This is a genomic window from Tardiphaga sp. GW821-FHT12E02 (genome assembly GCF_058807155.1).
Map to the genome: position 1 here is coordinate 193,080 of NZ_JBXAQK010000002.1, position 18,935 is coordinate 212,014.

An 18,935-nucleotide genomic window follows, 5' to 3' on the forward strand; every position below is an offset into this window, starting at 1 on the left:
TTTAAAGGTTTAGAACGCCAGATCACGCGCTGCTGGGACACGATCATTCGTTATCCGCCTCATTCAGCCCGGTCAGTTAGCGACTTCACGAGAGAAGCGCGCACGCCGGAGACGTGTTCGCGCATCACCGCTTCGGCGCGCCACGGCTCCCGCGCCATGATCGCTTCGTAGATGCGGTGGTGATCGTCGTGTCGCCGCCGCACATCGCGATGCTCGAAGGCGACGATATTGCGGCTCGATGACATGGGGACATGGTGACAGATCCGGATCATCTCGCTCAGCATGCGGTTGCGTGCGGCGGCCAGCAGCGTGTCGTGAAAATCACCGTTGATGCGGCGATAGATGAGAAGGTCGCCTTCGGCAAATTCGCCGCGTGACAGCAAATCATCGCCGGCAACCAGGCTCCGCTCGATAATCGTGCGCTCGCTGTCGCTGAAGCCGCGTTCGGCTGCAAAGCGCGCGGCAAGACCCTCCAGCGATGCGCGGATCTCATAGGCATCGACGATGACGCTGAGCGGAAATTCCCGCACGATGAAGCCGCGATTGGGCGCGTAGTCCAGCAGGCCTTCGCCCGCCAGCGCCTGCAAGGCCGCGCGCACCGGGGTGCGTGAGACATCCAGAGTCTTGCTGAGCCGGACCTCGTTCATGCGCTCACCGGCACTGACGGTGCCATCCAGGATGAAATTGCGGATCTGCTCCATGACCGAGAGCGCCCGGTTGCCCGCGCGGACACCAGGCGTTTCTGTCGCTTTAAGGTCTGTCAGATCAGACATCTCGATCTCTCGCATTGCACAAAGTGTACACACTTTGGCTTCGGTTGCTTCGGTTCGATAGAGCATCTTACAAAGTTCGCGCAAAATCTTGCATGAAATTCGCGCATTTTTAGGAGGCAACCTGCGGAAATGATAATCAGATGGATAAAGTGTATGTAATTCTTGTTGACTCCGATTTCCGACACGCAATGATGCGCCATCGGAAATGACCAGTGAACGGCGTGTCTCATGGTTTCTGGGAAGACGATCGGCGAAAATGCCATCGAGGAGATCACTGCGGATCGTTCCCCGCATTATGAGCCGTTCGGCTGGCATCATTGGCCCGAGCATCCCTGGCTCGCTTATCAATTCCGCCGCGGTCTCGGTGAAACCCAGGAAGGCGGCGGCAGCGTTTCTGAAGTGATGCTGGCGGGATCACGCATGATCCCCGGCGATCTCGAAAGCTGGCACACAGAGTGGATGGTGATCGCCGATGCCAACTGGCAGCGCGGTCTGGCTGAGGAAGAGCTTGGCCATATCCGCACGGCGATGAACTGCTTTCTCCGTGCCGCGGACTACTACCGACAGGCCGAATTCCATCTGGAGCCGACCGATCCGCGCCGGCTTCCCACCTTCGAGAAGATGGAAGCCTGCTCGCACAAGTTCATCTCTTATCTCAATCCGCCCGGCGAAGTCGTCGAGATCCCTTACGAGCCGGGCAAGCCGATCTGCGGCTATTTCATCCGTGCGCCGTTCCCCGGCGACAAGCTGCCGGTGCTGATCTGCATGGGTGGGCTGGACTCCATCAAGGACGAGATGTGGTTCATGCAGGCCCATGGCTGCCTGCAGCGCGGCATCTCGGTGCTGATGGTCGATCTGCCCGGCCAGGGCGGCACGCTGCGGCGCCATGGTCTCGCGACGCGCGCCGATACGGAAGTGCCGGTCGGTAAATGTATCGACTGGCTCGAGCAGCGCAGCGACGTGGATACCTCGCGTATCGCCGTCTGCGGCTCCAGCATGGGCGGATACTATGCGGCCCGTGCCGGTTGTTACGAACATCGCCTTGCCGCGGTGATCTCGCATGGCGCGGTGTGGTCCGTGCATGACATGTGGGGCCAGAAGGGCGACGATTTCGGTCTGGCGATGCATATCCGCTGGGTGTTCGGCGCCAAGACCATGAAGGACGCCCACGAACTGATGAAGCCCTTCACGCTGAAGGGACATCTCGAACACATGAAGTGTCCGTATCTCGTGCTGCATGGCGGCCACGACGTGCTGACGGTGACGGCGGCGCGCTCGACCTATGATCACGCCATTGCCCATGGCGTCGACGCGACATTGCGTGTGCTCGAGCCAGATGAGACCGGCGCCGAACATTGCCAGCACGATAATCCGACCATTGGGCAGGAGGTGTTGGCCGACTGGCTGGCTGACAAGTTCGGCATCGATCAGCGCGCACTGCTGAAAACCTCATTCAATCCGCTGGTGTGACCATGAATCCAGCCTTCCAGAATTTGGGCGTCGATCACATCAAGGCTGCCGTTGTCGCGATCGATCTGCATCGCGGTCATCTCGATATGGCGGTCGCCACCATGCCGACCGCACCTGACGTCGCGGACCGCATCATCGCAGCGAACAAGCGCCTGTTCGATTGGTGCCGCGCCAACGGCATTCCTGTCGTGCATCAGCTCACCTCCTATCGCGACGAGGCGGAGATCCGTGCCAATCCGTTCTGGCGCACGCGCGCCGAAGATCCGAAGGCGACGCGCAAGAACGTGATGCGGCACAACATCATCGGTGGCCCCGGCTGCACCGTGATGCCGGAATTGCTCCACCCCAGCGATTTCATCGTCAACACCAAGAAGCGCTACGACTGCTTTCTCGGCACCGATCTCGATTTCGTGCTGCGCTCCCATGGCATCAACACGCTGCTGATCACCGGCGTGAACACCAATTCCTGCGTGCTGGCAACGACCACCGCCGCCAATGTGCGCGACTATTCGGTGATCGTTGTCGAGGACTGCGTCGACAGCATGGACGGGCCGGAGCTCCATGCCGCCGGTCTCGCCTGCATCCGCACCGCCTTCGGCTTCGTGATGGATGCCGATGCGGTGATGAAGCTCGACGGCCTCAAGGCCGGCCGGAGCGCCGCATGATCCGTTTCAATCTTTCATTGTCGAAAGGCATCCAGCCATGACCGGTCCCATGCAGCCGCGCGAGCGGTGCGAGTTCTCCGCCATCGTCGATCGTCCCAAGCTGAAGCTGCCGGGCAATGCCCGCCTGATCTTCTGGACCATCGTCAATTTCGAGGTCTGGGACATTTCCAAGCCGATGGCGCGTCAGGTGATCCCGGCGCCGACCGGCCTGCCGCTATTGCCCGACGTGCCGAACTGGAGCTGGCACGAATACGGCATGCGCGTCGGCGCCTGGCGATTCTTCGAACTCTACAAGAAGCTCGGCATCAAGCCGACGCTCTCCATCAATGCGCGCGTCTGCGAGGACTATGCCCGCGTCGCGCAGGAGGCCAAGGATCTCGGCTGGGAATTCATGGGCCACGCCTATGAGCAGGGGCCGATCCACAAGGAGGCCGACCAGAAGGCGATGATCAATCGCTCGATGGATGTGATCGAGAATTTCACCGGCAAGCGTCCGGTCGGCTGGCTCGGACCGGGCCTGACGCAGACGCTGGAAACACCGGAATATCTCGCCGAAGCCGGCGTGAAATATATCGGCGACTGGGTCTATGACGACGAGCCGACGGTGATCCGCACCGAGAAGGGGCCGCTGACCACGCTGCCTTACACTGTCGAGATGAACGATATCCCGATGATGATGGTGCAGCATCACGGTGCCACGCAATTTCTCGATCGCGCCAAGGATCAGTTCGACCGCCTCTATGCCGAAAGCGCAGATCGTCCGAAGATCATGTCGATCGCGATCCACCCGTATATCTCCGGCCAGCCTTTCCGCATCAAGTATCTCGAGGCGGTCTATGACTATGTGAACCAGTTCGAAGGCGTGGTGCATATGAACGGCGCCGAGATCCTTGACTGGTACAACACGCAGGCGGTGGCCAAGTGAGCGTGATCAGCCAGCAGGTTCTGCCGCCCGTGCCGGTCACCGGTGTTCCGGTGGTCGGCGGTGGCTTCTTCCCGGTGCGCCGCGTCTATTGCGTCGGCCGCAACTATCTCGACCATATTCGCGAGATGAAGGAAGCCGACGAGCGTGACCCGCCGTTCTTCTTCCAGAAGCCGCGTGACAGCGTGGTGCCGGATGGCGCACGGGTGCCCTATCCCGCATTCACCGAAGACTTCCAGTTCGAGGTCGAGCTGGTGCTGGCGATCGGCGAGCCCGGCCGCCATATCGCAGTGGAAGACGCACTCGAGCACATCTGGGGCTATGCCGTCGGCATCGATCTCACCCGTCGAGATCGTCAGCGCGACGCGCGCGACATGCGGCTGCCCTGGGAGATGGGCAAGAGTTTTGACGCCTCCGCGCCCTGCGGCGTCATCGCGCCGGCACGCGATGCACGACACTTCAACAATTGCGCCATCACGCTGTCGGTGAACGGCGTCGAAAAGCAGCGTGGCGATATCGGCCAGATGATCTGGAGCGTGCCGGAGATCGTGGCGCAGCTCTCCAAGCAGATGAAGCTGGAGCCCGGCGACCTGATCTATACCGGCACGCCCGCAGGCGTCGGTCCGATCGTGCCCGGCGACGTCATCGATGCGCGGATCGAAGGCCTGCCGTCGCTCGCCATCACCATCGTCGCGCCGGAGGAGTGAGCATGCTGCCGACCGAACGCATCAGCTACTCGCCGATCGACGGCCGCCCGCCGCTGAAGCTACCAGATGGCAAGCGCATGGCGGTGTGGATCATCGTCAATGTGGAGGAGTGGGACGCCAAGCAGCCGATGCCGCGCACGGTGCTGACGCCGCCGGCCGGCGGTTCGCCGTCGCCGGACGTGCCGAACTGGGCCTGGCATGAATATGGCAACCGCGTGGGCTTCTGGCGCATGCTGAAAGTGTTCGACGATTACAAGCTGCCGGCGGCGTTGGCGATCAACGGCGCGGCGATTGCCGCCTATCCGCCCATCGTCGAGGCTGCGAAGGCGCGCAATTGGGAGTTCATGGGCCACGGCTTCACCCAGCGCAACATGCAGAAGGTGGAGAACGAGCGCGAGGACATCCGCAAGACCGCGGATGTCATCGAAGGCGTTACCGGCAAGCGGCCGCGTGGCTGGCTCGGGCCCGGCCTCACCGAGACCTGGGAAACACCGGACCTGCTGAAGCAGGAAGGTTATGACTATGTCTGCGACTGGGTGCTGGACGATCAGCCCGTGTGGCTGAAGACCACGACCACGCCCATCGTCAACATCCCCTATACGCAGGAATGCAACGACGTCGCCATGATGCTGATCCAGCATCACAAGGCATCGGAATATTACGACCGCGCCATCGACCAGTTCGAGCAGATTTATGAGGACGCCGCCGACAGCGCCCGCGTGATGGCATTGGTTGTGCATCCCTACATCATGGGCGCGCCGCATCGCCTGAAGCATTTCCGCCGCATCTTCGAGACCATCGCGAAGAAGCCGGACGTGGCCTTCATGACCGGCGAGCAGATTCACGATTGGTATCTCGACGTCGGGCCGAAAGCGCCGGCGAGCTGAAACAAGATGGGAAGTCCGTCATTGCGAGGAGCGAAGCGACGAAGCAATCCAGCAAGCCAAAAGCAAGGGCTGGATTGCTTCGTCGCGAGGGCTCCTCGCAATGACGACGGAGATGTTCCGATGTCGGCAAATCTAGGACGCAAGCAAAGTCACAGGGCATGAGCCTCTTTCAAATCCTCAACGGCCTGACTTTCGCAGCGCTGCTGTTCGTGGTGGCGAGCGGCTTCACGCTGATCTTCGGTCTCTTGCGCATCGTCAATCTTGCGCACGGCGCGCTATATCTGTTCGGCGGCTATATCGGCTACAGCATTGCGGTGAAGACCGGCAGTTTCCTGCTCGGCGGCGTCGGCGCCATGGCGGCGATTGCTGCCATCGGCTTCGTGCTCGATCAGGGCCTGCTGCGCTTCGTGCGCGGCAACGAGCTGCGGCAGGTGTTGCTGACCCTCGGCGTCGCCTTCTTTCTGAATGACCTTGCGCTGGTGATCTGGGGCGGCGACAGCTTTACGGTCCCGATCCCGGAAGTGCTGCGCGGCGGCATGCGCGTGTTCGGCACCTTCTATCCGAAATATCGCCTGTTCGTGCTGGTGATGGGCATCCTCGTCTTCATCGGCCTGTGGGTGCTGCTCAACCACACACGGTTGGGCGCGCTGATCCGCGCCGGTGTCGATGATGCCGAGATGGTGGAAGCCTCCGGCGTCAATATCCGCCGCGTCTTCCTGTTCACCTTCCTGTTCGGCTCGGCCCTGGCCGGTCTCGGCGGCCTGATGGGCGGCGCGTTCCTGTCGCTCTATCCATCGGCCGACGCTGAAATCCTGACCTTCAGTCTTGCGGTGGTGATCATCGGTGGGCGCGGCAGCCTGGTTGGCGTCGCCGTCGGTAGCCTGCTGGTCGGCCTCTTGAATACGCTGGGGCAGGTGATGTTTCCCGAACTCGCTTATTTCGTGATCTTTGGCCCGATGGCGGTGCTGCTGGCATTCCGTCCGCTCGGTCTGTTCGGACGTGCCACATGACGCAGCCTGCATCCCCATCCCGTATTGCAGGCATGACTGGGCGCGGCCTCGTCATCGCCGCCGCCGTCGTCATTGTTGCCGCGCTGCTGCCGCTCGGCCTGTCCAGCTATCAGGTCGGCCTCGCCACCGAGATCCTGATCTTCGGCATTCTCGCAATGTCCATCGACATTCTCGCAGGCTTCGCCGGACGCACCTCGCTCGGCCATGGCGCCATCTTCGGCGTCTCCACCTATGTGGTGGTCTATTTCACCGGCCAGGCCGAGATGTCGCCCTGGATTGCACTGCTGCTTGGCGTTGCCGCTGCCACTGTCGTCGCGTCAGTGTTTGCGCTACTCGCGGTGCGGACGTCCGGCGTCTATTTCCTGCTGCTGACCCTCGCACTCGGCATGATCATCTGGGGCGTCTGTCTGCGCTGGACCAATGTGACCGGTGGCGAGAATGGCATGCGTGGCGATGTGCGTCCCGCCATTCTGGTCGGGCAGAGCGCATTCTATTGGGCCGTGCTCGCCTGTGCCGCCGTCGTGTCCTACGCCATGTGGCGGTTCGTCCGCTCGCCCTTCGGCCTGACCCTGCGCGGCATTCGCGACAGCGAAAGCCGCATGCGCAGCCTCGGCTACAATGTGCCGCTGCATCTGTTCATCGGCTTCACGGTGTCCGGCGTCTTCGCCGGGATCGCCGGTGCGCTCTATGCGATGTTCAACAACTTCGTCAGCCCCTCCACGGTCGCCCTCGCGCAATCCGTCGAAGGCGTGCTGATGATGATCGCCGGCGGTGTCGGCACGTTGTTCGGCGCCTTTGTCGGCGCTGCAGCCATCATCGTTCTGGAAAACATCGTCAGCTCCTACACCGAACGCTGGCTGATGGTGCTCGGCATCACCTTTGTCCTGATCATGATCTTCGCCCCCGAGGGCATCATCGGAAAGCTGCGCGCGATCATGTCGCGCAAGGCCACGGGTTCTAGAAAGTCTCCCTAATCGCGCTTGTGTTTCAAACGGATTTTCCACGAAAGGGCTTCGAGATGGATCGCAGACAGTTTCTCAAGACTTCGACCGCCGCGGTTGCCGCAGCGGGTGTGGGCGCAGCGCCGTGGCGCGCCGCGCAGGCACAGGCGACGCCGATCAAGATCGGTCTGCTCGCGCCGCTGACCGGCGTCGTTGCCTCCGGCGGCAAGGAAATGGTCGAGGGCGTGCAGTTCTATCTCGAGCAGGTGAAGAACGAGATGGGCGGCCGCAAGGTCGAGTTGGTGATCGAGGACGATGCGTCGAATCCCGACACCGCGCTACAGAAGGCCCGCCGCCTGGTGGAGCAGGGCAATTGCCACATGCTGATCGGCAATCTGCTCGCCAATACCGGCCTTGCCGTCGCCAATTATGTGAAGGGCACCGGCACGCCTTACTTCATCCCGATCATCGCCGCCGACGATCTCACCCAGCGGGCGCGCATCAAGAACGTGATCCGCGTCGCCGGCTACACGGCCTCGGCCTTCACCCATCCGTTCGGCGACTGGTGCCTGAAGCAGGGCTACAAGCGCATTGCCACCATCAGCCAGGATTACACGTTCGGCCATGAACAATGCGGCGGCTTGGCCCAGGTGTTCACCGAAGGCGGCGGCACCATCGTGCAGCAGTTCTGGCATCCGTTGAACACCGCGGATTTCAGCCCCTATCTCGGCCAGCTCGCCGATCTCAAGGTCGATGCCATCTTCGCCATGGAGACCGGTGCCGACTCGACCCGTCTCATCCAGCAATATGCGTCCTTCGGCCTGAAGGAAAAGACGCCGCTGCTGATGGCCATGAACGGCACCGACCAGTCGGTGATCCGCACCATGGGCCCGGAATGCGAAGGCATCGTTGCGGCCGCGCATTTCGCCGAAGGTTCGGATGTGCCGACCACGGCGAAATTCGAGAAGGACTATGAGGCCAAATACGGCAAGATCCCGTCGCTCTACGGTTTCTCCATGTATTCCGGCATGATGTGGATCGATGCGGCGCTGAAGAAGATCGGCGGCAAGGTGGAGGATCGCGAGACCTTCATCGACACGGTGCTGAAGACGGAGCTGGACAACTCGCCGCTCGGCAAGGTCGTCAAGTTCGACGACTACGGCAACCCGATCTACGACGTCTATATCCGCAAGGTCGTCAAGCGCGCCGATGGCAAGTTCTGGAACGTGCCGATCGAGACCTATCCGAATGTCTCGCAGTTCTGGAAATACGATCCCGCGACTTACCTGAAGCAGCCGCCGTATAGCCGGACCTTCCAGGGCATCAAGAAGACCTGATCTTTCTTACCTCTTCCCTCCGGGGAGAGGTCGCCGCATCTTCGCGGCGGGAGAGGGGGCGCCACAAACGACGTCGCTTGTGGCGCCCCTCACCCTAACCCTATCCCCTAGCGAAGCTTCGCTTCGCACTGGGGGAGAGGGGACCCCGCTGCGCTTGCTGCTCGTTCGCGTTTCACTTCCAACGGAAATTCTTGTGTCCGAACCGATCCTGACGCTAAGCAATGTAACGGTGGCTTTCGACGCCCTCAAAGCGGTCGATGGCGTCAGCCTGACGGTGCCGCACGGCCAGCGCCGGGCCATCATCGGCCCCAACGGTGCCGGCAAGACGACCTTGTTCAATGCCATTGCCGGCGCGCATCCGCCCACCTCCGGCAAGATCACGTTCAACGGCCACGACGTGTCTCGGCTGCCGCCGCACCGGCGTGCGCAACTCGGTATCTCGCGCACCTTCCAGATCACCAATCTGTTTCCCACGCTCAGCGTGCAGGACAATATGATGCTGGCACTGCGCGGATTGCAGCCGAAGAAGTTCTCGCTGTTCGGCTCGCCCGATCCGGATGAGAATGAATCCGCGCGCATCGCTGCCGCGCTGAAGGCGGCACGCATCGCCGAGCGCGCCGATGTCATCGTCAAGGAAATGTCCTATGGCGAGCAGCGTCAGCTCGAAATCGCCATCGCGCTGGTGACGACGCCGACCATGCTGCTGCTCGACGAGCCCGCGGCCGGCCTGTCACCGTCGGAGCGCTCGATGATTGCGGAAGTTATCCGCTCGCTTGATTCGGCCATCACCGTGATCCTGATCGAGCACGACATGGATCTCGCACTCGGCCTTGTCGATTTGGTCACCTGCATGTTCGAGGGCCGCGTGCTGGTGGAAGAGCCGCCGGACGGCATCCGCCGCAATGCCAAGGTCCAGGAAGTCTATCTCGGGAAGCCGCGTCATGCTTGAGATCCGCGATCTGCATAGCGGCTATGGGGATGCCGTCGTCGTGCGTGGTGTCTCGCTCGATGTGAAGCCCGGAGAAATCGTGGCGCTGCTCGGCCGCAACGGCATGGGCAAGACCACGGTGATCCGCTCCATCATGGGCCTCGTCCCGCCGCAGGTGCGCTCGGGCACGATCACCTGGCGGGGCGATAGTCTGCTCGGCCTGCCAGCGCATGACATTGCCGGCAAGAAAATCGCCATCGTGCCGCAGGGCCGCCGGCTGTTTCCATCCCTGACGGTCACCGAACATCTCACCATGCTGAAAAGCGCGCGCGCCAAGGATGGCTGGACGCTCGATCGCGTGTTCGGAATCTTCCCGCGCCTGGCCGAGCGCCGCCATCATCGCGGCGGTCAGCTCTCCGGTGGTGAGCGCGGCATGCTTGCGGTCGGCCGCGCGCTGATGATCGATCCCGAACTGATCCTGATGGACGAACCGTCCGAAGGCCTCGCGCCGGTGATGGTGCAGCATCTCGAAACCATCATCGTCGATCTGAAGAAGGAGGGGCTCTCGATCCTCCTGGTCGAGCAGAATCTCTACAGCGCGCTCGCGGTCGCCGATCGTGTCTATGTGCTCGAGACCGGGCAAGTCGTGCATCACGGTACGGCGGAAGAGTTGAACAACCAGACCGACGTGCTGTTCCAGCGCCTCGGCGTGCAGTGAGGTTGTCATGAGCGAAGACCTTTTGCGGCAGATCGCAGCCGAACTGAATCAGGCACCGGATACGGCCGGCCGGACTGCGCGCATGAGCGCGCAGGTCGGCGACGTCAATACCCGCATCGCTACCGAGGCTCTGCAACGGCTACCGTTCGATTCATCGCCCTACGCCTATCAGGCGTGGCTCGCAGTGGCGGGCCGCCGGTGATGCAGGCGGCACAGATTGCGGCACTCGATCTCGACGCGCTGGCCACGGCCATTGCCGAAGGTGATGTGACGTCGGTGGACGCGACGACTGTGGCGCTCGACAGGCTCGATGGTGTCGGCCGCAAGCTCAATGCCGTGGTGCGGCTCGAGCGCGAGGCCGCCCTCGAAGCCGCGGAGGCTGCCGACAGGCTGCGCGCGTCCGGCGCCGCATTGCCGCCACTGCATGGCGTGCCCCTGGCGCATAAGGATCTGTTCTACCGCGCCGGACATCTCTCCGGCGGCGGTTCGAAAATCCGCTCGGATTTTCGCGCCGAAGTGACATCCACGGCGATCGCGCGACTGGATGCGGCTGGCGCGCTCGATATCGGGCGTCTGCAGCTTGCCGAATTCGCCATGAGCCCGACCGGCTATAACGAGACCCTCGGTCACGCCCGCAATCCCTGGAACCCGGCTCATGTGCCGGGCGGCTCGTCATCGGGCTCCGGCGTCGCCGTAGCGGCGCGTCTCGTCACGGCCTCGCTCGGCACCGACACCGGGGGCTCGCTGCGCCATCCCGGTGCCATGTGCGGATTGATTGGCCTGAAGCCGACCTGGGGACTGGTGCCGACCGATGGTGTGATGCCGCTCTCTGCATCGCTTGATTGCTCGGGCCCCCTCGCGCGTACCGCGAAGGATGCAGCACGCATCCTGTCGGTGATCGCCGCGGGTGACTATCTCACTGGCATTGACGCTGGCATTGCCGGCCTGCGTATCGCCGTGCCCGGCGGCTATTATCGCGAACTACTCGATCTCGAAGTCGCTGCCGCGCTGGACGAAGCCATTCGGCAATTGTCATCGCTGGGTGCGATCGTGTCCGAGACGGCGCCGCCCGACATGGCGTTGATCAATGCGCTGATGCAACTGGTCATGAGCGTCGAGGCGGCCACCATCCATCGCCGCTGGCTGATCGAGCGGCCGCAGGATTACGCCGACCAGGTGCGGGCGCGGATCGAGCCGGGGCTTTATTATCCGGCGACGCGCTATGTGGAGGCGCTGTCGATGCGCGCAGCAATCTCGGACGAGTGGATCGCGTCATGCATGGGCAATGCCGATGTCGCATTGCTGCCTGCGATCTCGATTCCGGTGCCGACCATTGCCGCGACCACCGAAGGCGATCCCGCCGATATCGCGCGGGTGATCGGCCAACTCACCCACTGCACGCGCGGCATCAACTATCTCGGTCTGCCCGCGACATCGGTGCCGTCCGGTTTCGATCGCGCCGGCCTTCCCATCGCTTTCCAACTCGTCGGCCGACCCTATAGCGAGGCCACCATGCTGCGCGCAGCACACGCCTATCAAGGCCTCACCGATTGGCATCGACACATGCCGGCCGCAGCCGAACTCAACTAGAAGAGACGTTTCATGCCCATCATCGACATGCATACCCACGCCCTCAGCAAGCGCGTCGAGCCGCTCTTGGCCGGCAAATACGATCCGATGGACAATCCCTATCGCCGCGACATGTCGCCAGCAAGCCGCGAAACCGATGCCGAGCAGGGCAAGATCCTGCCGGGCTTGATGCTCGATATCGCCAAGCGCCGCGAGATGATGGCGCGCATGGGCGTCGATATCCAGGTCATCGCGCCGGCACCGGCGCAGCAGAATTACTGGGCCGATGAGGAACTGCTGGTCGCGCTGTCGCGTGTGCAGAATGAGGACATCGCCGCGCTGGTGGCGCAGGACCCCGCGCATTTCGCCGGCATGGGCACGCTGCCGATGCGCTTTCCGCAGCGCGCCGTCGAGGAGGCGGTGCATGCGGTCGAAACGCTGGGCCTGCGCGGCTTCCAGATCGATACGCGGGTGGAGAATCTCGAACTCTCCAATGCCGTCTTCGATCCGCTCTATGCGCGTCTGGCAAAATTGCGGGCGCCGCTGTTCATCCATCCGCTCGGCTTTTCCCATGGCCAGCGCCTCGGCGATTTCTTCATGGTCAACAGTGTCGGCCAGCCGGTCGAGGAGACCATGGCGATCGCGCATTTCATCATGGGCGGAATTCTCGATCGCCATCCCGATCTCGACGTCGTGATCGCCCATGGCGGCGGCTATTACCCGTTCTACGCCGCGCGCATGGACCACGCCTGGAAGGTGCGACCGGAAGTGCGGCGCCTGACGACCGATGCGCCATCGACCTATCTGAAGCGCATGTGGTTCGACACCTGCGTGTTCTCGTCCGACTTGATCGACACGCTTGTGGCCACCGTCGGCGTCGATCGCGTGATGATGGGCTCGGACTATCCGTTCGACATGGGCGATGACGATCCGGTCGGTCTCGTAAAGCAGTCAAAACTCTCGGAGGCCGATCGCGAGAAGGTCTTGTTCGGCAATGCCAGCCGGCTGTTCCGGATCGCGTAGGGAGAACAGGGCATGATGAATGATGGCAAGCCCTATGGGCTCTATATCGACGGCCGTTTCCAACCTGCATCAACGGGGCGCGTGATTCGGGTCGAGAATCCCAAGGACCGCAGCCATCTTGCTGATGTTGCCGAGGGCGACGAGGCGGATATCGATCGCGCCATCGATGCCGCCGAACGCGCTTCGGCGATCTGGGCCGCGACGCCCGGCGCCGTGCGTGGCGACATCATGCATCGCGCCGGCGAATTGCTGGCGCAAAGGCTCCCGCAACTGGTGACCGTCGAGGTCGACCAGATCGGCCGCGCGCGGCGCGAGATGAGCGCGCAGCTCGGCCGCCTGCCCGAATGGTTTCGCTATTTCGGCGCGCTCGCGCGCACGCATGAGGACACGGTGCCGCCTTTCGGCGGCAACTTCCTGAACTATACGCGCCGTGTGCCGCTCGGCGTGGTTGGCCATGTCACGCCGTGGAATCATCCATTGCTGATCCTGACCAAGAAGATCGCGCCGTCCATGGCGGCCGGCAATACGATGGTGGTGAAGCCAAGCGAACTGGCGCCGATCACGCCGCTATTGCTTGGCGATATCTTCAAGGAAGCCGGCGTGCCGGACGGCGTCTACAATGTCGTGCCCGGCTATGGCGCGACTGCAGGCAAGGCGCTGACGACCAGCAGGCACATCAAGAAGATCGATCTCACCGGCGGCACCGAGACCGGCAAGATGGTGGCATCGCTCGCCGGCGCCAATCTGACAAAAGTGTCTGCGGAGCTCGGCGGCAAGGCTGCGGTGATCCTGTTCGACGATACGCCGATCGAGCGCGGCGTTGCGGCGGCCCTGTTCGCGTCCTTCATCGCCACCGGCCAGACCTGCGTGCAGGGCGCGCGTCTTCTTGTGCAGCGGTCGGTACATGATGCTGTCGTGGCCGAGCTGGTGAAGCGCACCAATGCGATCCGCATCGGCGATCCCCAGGACATGGCGACCCAGATGGGCCCGCTGGTGTCCGCCAAGCAGCGCGATCTCACGGAACGTTATGTGACAATCGGTCTGGAGGAGGGCGCGACGCTCGCGGCCGGCGGCAAGCGGCCGGAAGGTGCGGTGTTCGACAAAGGCTATTTCCATCAGCCGACGATATTCACCGATGTGACGCCGAATATGCGCATCGCCCAGGAGGAGATTTTCGGGCCGGTCGTCTGTGTCATCCCGTTCGACACCGAGGAGGAGGCGATTGCGATCGCCAATGGCACCGAATTCGGCCTCGCCACCTCGATCTGGACGCGCGACATCACACGTGCGCACCGCGTCGCACATCAGCTGCAGAGCGGCATCGTCTGGATCAATGATCACCACCGCATCGATCCATGCTCGCCCTGGGGCGGCTTCAAGATGAGCGGCATCGGGCGCGAGAACGGCGTCGTCGCCTATGAGGAATACACCCAGATCCAGAACGTCATCGTCAATCTGTCGGACGAAGCGTTCGACTGGTACGCTGAAGACGGCAAGGAGAAACGCTACAGCTAGCAGTGCGGCGGGAGCGGGGACGCAACATGCAAGCTCGCGAGGGTGTCCCGTTCTTGGAGATTCGTCGTAAACACAGCGAATGTGAGATCGCATGGCGGTGAATGACATGCCGCCGGTCTAGTCGTGATGCTGAATAAATGGGCGCGTGTTGCCTAATGCATGGAAGCAGCTAATCCAATTTATTGTGCGCTCCCAGACAAGTCTTCCGGTGGTGACCGCCGCTAGCTTCTTCGAGGTTCGAACCGTGGCTTGTGCCGCGACAACGTCGAAGGAGGGATCAAATGGTCACGCTGTCTTTTCCGCGTATTCACAAGCTGATGCATGTCGCAGCAATCGGGGCGTTGCTGGTGGTGGGCGTCGGTGTCTCGACCGGCGCCAGGGCCGCCGCGCCGGCGGCCTGTGCCGCTCTGCAGGCGAAATTCCCGGACTGGAAGGGCAAGACGCTCGTCAACGCCATCAATCCGCATACGCCAGGCTATGAATCCATCGATCCCAAGGATCCCAGCAAATATATCGGCTTCGACATCGATCTCGGCGAGATGATCGGCGAATGCCTCGGCTTCAAGTTGACCTACAAGGCCGTCACCTTCGCGGCGCTGCTGACCACGCTGCAGAGCGGACAGGCCGATATCGTGATCTCCGACATCTATGCCACCGAGGAGCGCGCCAAGGCGGCCGACTTCATCACCTATTCGAAGGTGTTCGACGGCGTGCTGGTCGCCAAGGGTAATCCGAAAAAGATCACCGGCATCGACACGTCGCTCTGCGGCACGGCGGCAGCGGAGAACACGGGCTATGTGGAAGTGCCCCTGATCCAGGCGCTGGGCCCGGAATGCAAGAAGCTCGGCAAGCCGGAGCCGACCATCCAGCTCTATGACAACAATGCCAACTGCATCCAGGCCATCCTCGCCGGTCGCGCCGACACCTATATCAACGACGTCAACACCGTCGACAATGCGGTGAAGGCCTATCCGGACAAGCTGGAAAAGGCGATCGCCGTCACGATCCCGTATCAGGTCGGCATCGGCGTGCCCAAGGACAAGCCGAAATTCCGCGAGGCCGTGCATGCGGCGATGATCGAGATTCACAAGTCAGGCGATCAACTCGCGCTGCTGAAGAAGTGGAATCTGGATCCGAACAATCTGATGGAGCCCGGCCTGTTGATGGTCAAGTAGGACCAGTTCGCGCGCAGCCGTCATTGCGAGGAGCGTAGCGACGAAGCAATCCAGAAGCCACGAGTCAAGACGACTGGATTGCTTCGCTGCGCTCGCAATGACGACTGACGGATAGCCCTTGCTCTATCATTGCCTTGCTAAGGACCATCGGTCTCCATGGAGCTGTTCCTCCACTATCTGACCATGCCGTATATGATCGAGGGCATCGTGGCGACCTTGCAGGTCACCGCCCTCGGTCTGCTCGGTGGTCTCGTCCTCGGTGTGATCCTGGCATGGATGCAGCTCAGCCGCTTCAGGGCACTGGCGTCCTTTGCCCGGGTCTACACCGTAATCTTCCGCGGAACGCCGCTGATCCTGCAGATGGTGTTCGCCTATAACGCCCTCCCGCAGATCGGCATCAAGCTGCCCGCCATTCTCGCCGCCGGTCTGGCGCTCGCGTGCAACGAGGCGCCGTTCATCGCCGAAATGCTGCGCTCCGGCGTGCTCGGCGTCGATCGCGGCCAGAAACTGGCCGGGCAGGCGCTCGGCATGACGCCCGGCGTGCTGATGCGCCGGATCATCGCGCCACAGGCGATCCGCTCGATGATCCCCGCTTTCGGCAACGAGACCGTCAGCGCGCTCAAGAATTCCTCGCTCGCATCCGTCATCGCCGTGCAGGAACTGACATTGCGCTCGACCCAGCTGGCGTCGGCGACGTTCGATTTCTTCTCGATCTTCTTCGCCTCGGGCCTGATCTATCTGGTGCTCACCGCGGCCATCGCCGGCATCCAGTTGTTTCTCGAATGGCTGTTCGATCTCGATCGCACGTCGAAACAGGTCAAGCGGATGCGGATGATGCCGTGGTCTCTTGCTCCGGGCCCCGACGATCCGTTGACGTCCGTCCAGGCTACGGAGCCTGACATTCTGCCCGATGCGGGTGTCGCCGAACTGCCGCCGGCGCGCGCACAGTTCGAACGGGTCGATCGCGCCAAGCGGGCCGAGATGCTGGCCCGGAACAATGTCGCCGTCGAAGTCACGGCCCTGCGCAAGAGCTACGACAGCCAGACCGTGCTCGATGGTGTCGATCTCACGGTGCGGATCGGCGAGGTGATCGCGCTGCTCGGGCCGTCGGGCTCCGGCAAGAGCACGTTGCTCCGGTGCATCAACAATCTCGAATTGTGGAACGGCGGCGCCATCAAGGTGGGCGGCCGCCAGCTCGGCTTCAACGAGCGCGGCAAGGCGCTGTCGCCGCGCCTGCTGGCCCAGGCCCGTGCCGAGGTCGGCGTCGGCATGGTGTTCCAGCAGTTCAATCTGTTCGGCCACCTCACCGCGAAGGAAAACATCGCCGGTCCGCTACGCTGGGTGCATGGCATCTCGCGCGCCGACGCGGATCGCCGGGCGTCGGAGCTGCTGGCCCGCGTTGGCCTCATCCATCGCGCCGATGCGTTGCCACGGCATCTGTCCGGCGGGCAGCAACAGCGCGTCGCCATTGCGCGTGCGATCGCGCCAAATCCGAGCGTGTTGCTGCTGGATGAACCGACATCGGCACTGGATCCCGAACTGGTCAATGAAGTGCTCGAAGTCATTCGCCGTCTCGCGGTGGAAGACGGGCTCACTATGATCATTTCCACGCATCAGCTGCGCTTCGCCAGCGAGGTGGCCGACCGGGTTGTGCTGCTGGCGGGCGGCGCGATCATCGAGGAAGGGCCGGCCGATCAGGTGCTCAATCATCCGCGCAATCCGATCGCCCAGCGCTTCCTTAATGCCATGGAGGCCGAGGTCGCATGAGCCGCAGTCCATTCGTTCTATCGTTGTGAGGGCCTTTGCATGAAGCATCATCTCCTGCCGGTATCGCCGAAGACCATGCATTGGGGCTATTTCAGCAAGGTCGTGGCACCCGCGCTGACGCTGAAATCCGGCGACCGCGCCACCATCGAAACGCTGACCCATCATGCCAATGATGACTACGAGCGCATGATCGAGGGCGATCCCGGTGCGGAAAGCGTGTTCAAATGGACGCGCGAGCACAAGGCCATGGCGCGGCGAGGCTCGGGCCCGACCGAAGGCCCGTTCATCCGTGGATCCGGCGAAGGCGTTGGCGTGCATCTGCTCACCGGTCCGGTGGCGATCGAGGGCGCCGAGCCGGGCGACGTGCTGGAGGTGCGTATTCTCGACGTTCGCCCGCGACCGGCCTGCAAGGCCTGCCATGCCGGCAAATGTTTCGGCTCCAATGTCGCGGCGAATTGGGGCTTTCACTATCACGACCTGATCGAGGAGCCGAAGCCGCGCGAGGTGGTGACCATCTTCGAACTCGATACGTCCGGCGAGCCGTTTGCGAAAGCCGTCTACAACTATGTCTGGACGCCGCAGACCGATCCCGACGGCATCCTGCATCCGACCATCGACTATCCCGGCGTCCGCGTCGATCACGCCACCATCGTCAAGCGCGAGAATATCCTCTCCAATGTGCGCGTGCCCGCGCGGCTGCATTTCGGAACCATGGGGCTTGCGCCATCGGAGGAAGATTTCGTGTCGTCGATCCCGCCAAGCTATACGGGCGGAAATATCGACGACTGGCGCGTCGGCAAGGGCGCCAAGATGTTCTATCCGGTGGCGGTGCCCGGCGCGTTTTTCTCGGTCGGCGATCCCCATGCGGCGCAGGGCGATAGCGAACTCGGCGGCACCGCGATCGAGACCTCGCTAACCGGCGATTTCGAATTCATCCTGCACAAGCATCGCGATCTCGGGGGCACCCCGCTGGAGGGGCTGACACATCCGATGCTGGAAACGCCGGATGCCTGGTCGGTCTATGGCTTTACCTATCCGAACTATCTCGCCGAGCTCGGCGCCAATGCGCAGGCCGAGATCGCCAATCATTCCAGCCTCGACCGCGCCATGCGCGACGCCTTTCGCAAGATGCGCCGTTTCCTGATGACGGTCCACAAGCTCAGCGAGGACGAGGCAATTTCGCTGATGTCGGTGGGCGCGGATTTTGGCGTCACCCAGGTGGTGGACGCCAATTGGGGCGTCCATGGCACCATCCGCAAGAACGTGTTCCGGTGTGACTGATCACGCGGCATTCGCGGGGCAGGGGGTGTCATCCTTCGGGATGGCACGGAGGTTGCTTCGCTTCGGCTATGAAGGTCGAAGCATGACCCTGCGTCCATATACGAGTGAGTCTTATTCCGAAGGCGAGCGCCCGGAGGCGTGGCGCGACGTACTCGCGTCCATCGGCTTGCAGCCGACGGCGGCCACAACCACTCATGCCAGCCACGCCACCGCGGTGCGTCGCAATTGTCAGGGCGTCACGCTTGCG

The 18,935-nt window shown here is 62.6% G+C and carries 18 protein-coding genes; 17 read left to right on the top strand and 1 reads right to left on the bottom strand.

The features are described from left to right. Positions 1-59: 59 nt before the first annotated feature. Complete coding sequence (locus tag AC1RQ5_RS28445) at positions 60-962, bottom strand: GntR family transcriptional regulator (RefSeq protein ID WP_493204005.1); 903 nt, start codon at positions 960-962, stop codon at positions 60-62. Between the two features lie 39 nt (positions 963-1,001). On the opposite strand from AC1RQ5_RS28445, the gene AC1RQ5_RS28450 reads away from it, so the two are divergent. The 17 genes from AC1RQ5_RS28450 to AC1RQ5_RS28530 all read left to right on the top strand — a co-directional run bounded on the left by AC1RQ5_RS28450 (position 1,002) and on the right by AC1RQ5_RS28530 (position 18,688). Continuing rightward, on the top strand, positions 1,002-2,243 hold the full coding sequence (locus AC1RQ5_RS28450; protein ID WP_493204007.1) for an alpha/beta hydrolase family protein: 1,242 nt from the start codon (positions 1,002-1,004) through the stop codon (positions 2,241-2,243). A 2-nt stretch (positions 2,244-2,245) separates the two neighbouring features. Beyond that, positions 2,246-2,908 carry a cysteine hydrolase family protein gene (locus tag AC1RQ5_RS28455; RefSeq protein ID WP_493204009.1) on the top strand — a complete coding sequence of 221 codons (663 nt, stop codon included), beginning with the start codon at positions 2,246-2,248 and terminating at the stop codon, positions 2,906-2,908. Between the two features lie 37 nt (positions 2,909-2,945). Continuing rightward, a complete protein-coding gene (locus tag AC1RQ5_RS28460) occupies positions 2,946-3,833 on the top strand; it encodes a polysaccharide deacetylase family protein (RefSeq protein WP_493204010.1) in 888 nt (295 codons plus the stop codon). Continuing rightward, on the top strand, positions 3,830-4,537 hold the full coding sequence (locus tag AC1RQ5_RS28465; protein WP_493204012.1) for a fumarylacetoacetate hydrolase family protein: 708 nt from the start codon (positions 3,830-3,832) through the stop codon (positions 4,535-4,537). Before AC1RQ5_RS28460 ends, AC1RQ5_RS28465 begins: the two co-directional genes overlap by 4 nt. A 2-nt stretch (positions 4,538-4,539) precedes the next feature. Further along, the gene (locus AC1RQ5_RS28470; RefSeq protein ID WP_493204013.1) at positions 4,540-5,424 is read left to right on the top strand and encodes a polysaccharide deacetylase family protein; all 885 of its coding nucleotides are present in this window, start codon (positions 4,540-4,542) and stop codon (positions 5,422-5,424) included. 158 nt (positions 5,425-5,582) lie between these two features. After that, on the top strand, positions 5,583-6,434 hold the full coding sequence (locus AC1RQ5_RS28475) for a branched-chain amino acid ABC transporter permease (RefSeq protein WP_493204015.1): 852 nt from the start codon (positions 5,583-5,585) through the stop codon (positions 6,432-6,434). Next, on the top strand, positions 6,431-7,408 hold the full coding sequence (locus AC1RQ5_RS28480; RefSeq protein WP_493204017.1) for a branched-chain amino acid ABC transporter permease: 978 nt from the start codon (positions 6,431-6,433) through the stop codon (positions 7,406-7,408). The genes AC1RQ5_RS28475 and AC1RQ5_RS28480 overlap by 4 nt, the downstream gene beginning before the upstream one ends. 44 nt (positions 7,409-7,452) lie before the next feature. After that, positions 7,453-8,712: an ABC transporter substrate-binding protein gene (locus tag AC1RQ5_RS28485; RefSeq protein ID WP_398484866.1), complete on the top strand. Its 1,260-nt coding sequence runs from the start codon at positions 7,453-7,455 to the stop codon at positions 8,710-8,712. 193 nt (positions 8,713-8,905) lie between these two features. Further along, positions 8,906-9,661 (top strand): ABC transporter ATP-binding protein, encoded by a 756-nt coding sequence (locus AC1RQ5_RS28490; protein ID WP_493204019.1) that lies wholly within the window; start codon positions 8,906-8,908, stop codon positions 9,659-9,661. Then, entirely contained in the window at positions 9,654-10,358 is a 705-nt protein-coding gene (locus tag AC1RQ5_RS28495) for an ABC transporter ATP-binding protein (RefSeq protein ID WP_398482144.1), read from the top strand. Before AC1RQ5_RS28490 ends, AC1RQ5_RS28495 begins: the two co-directional genes overlap by 8 nt. A 7-nt stretch (positions 10,359-10,365) precedes the next feature. After that, positions 10,366-10,560, top strand: a complete 195-nt coding sequence (locus AC1RQ5_RS28500) for a hypothetical protein (protein ID WP_493204021.1) — start codon at positions 10,366-10,368, stop codon at positions 10,558-10,560. Then, positions 10,533-11,948: an amidase gene (locus AC1RQ5_RS28505; RefSeq protein ID WP_493204023.1), complete on the top strand. Its 1,416-nt coding sequence runs from the start codon at positions 10,533-10,535 to the stop codon at positions 11,946-11,948. The genes AC1RQ5_RS28500 and AC1RQ5_RS28505 overlap by 28 nt, the downstream gene beginning before the upstream one ends. Positions 11,949-11,960: 12 nt before the next feature. Then, positions 11,961-12,950, top strand: coding sequence for an amidohydrolase family protein (locus tag AC1RQ5_RS28510; protein WP_493204025.1), 990 nt, complete (start codon positions 11,961-11,963; stop codon positions 12,948-12,950). A gap of 12 nt (positions 12,951-12,962) precedes the next feature. Continuing rightward, positions 12,963-14,465 (top strand): aldehyde dehydrogenase, encoded by a 1,503-nt coding sequence (locus AC1RQ5_RS28515; protein WP_493204027.1) that lies wholly within the window; start codon positions 12,963-12,965, stop codon positions 14,463-14,465. 317 nt (positions 14,466-14,782) lie between these two features. Next, on the top strand, positions 14,783-15,640 hold the full coding sequence (locus tag AC1RQ5_RS28520; RefSeq protein ID WP_493204531.1) for an ABC transporter substrate-binding protein: 858 nt from the start codon (positions 14,783-14,785) through the stop codon (positions 15,638-15,640). A gap of 156 nt (positions 15,641-15,796) precedes the next feature. Further along, positions 15,797-17,407 carry an amino acid ABC transporter permease/ATP-binding protein gene (locus AC1RQ5_RS28525; protein ID WP_493204029.1) on the top strand — a complete coding sequence of 537 codons (1,611 nt, stop codon included), beginning with the start codon at positions 15,797-15,799 and terminating at the stop codon, positions 17,405-17,407. 39 nt (positions 17,408-17,446) lie between these two features. Next, positions 17,447-18,688, top strand: a complete 1,242-nt coding sequence (locus tag AC1RQ5_RS28530) for an acetamidase/formamidase family protein (protein ID WP_493204031.1) — start codon at positions 17,447-17,449, stop codon at positions 18,686-18,688. Positions 18,689-18,935: the final 247 nt, after the last annotated feature.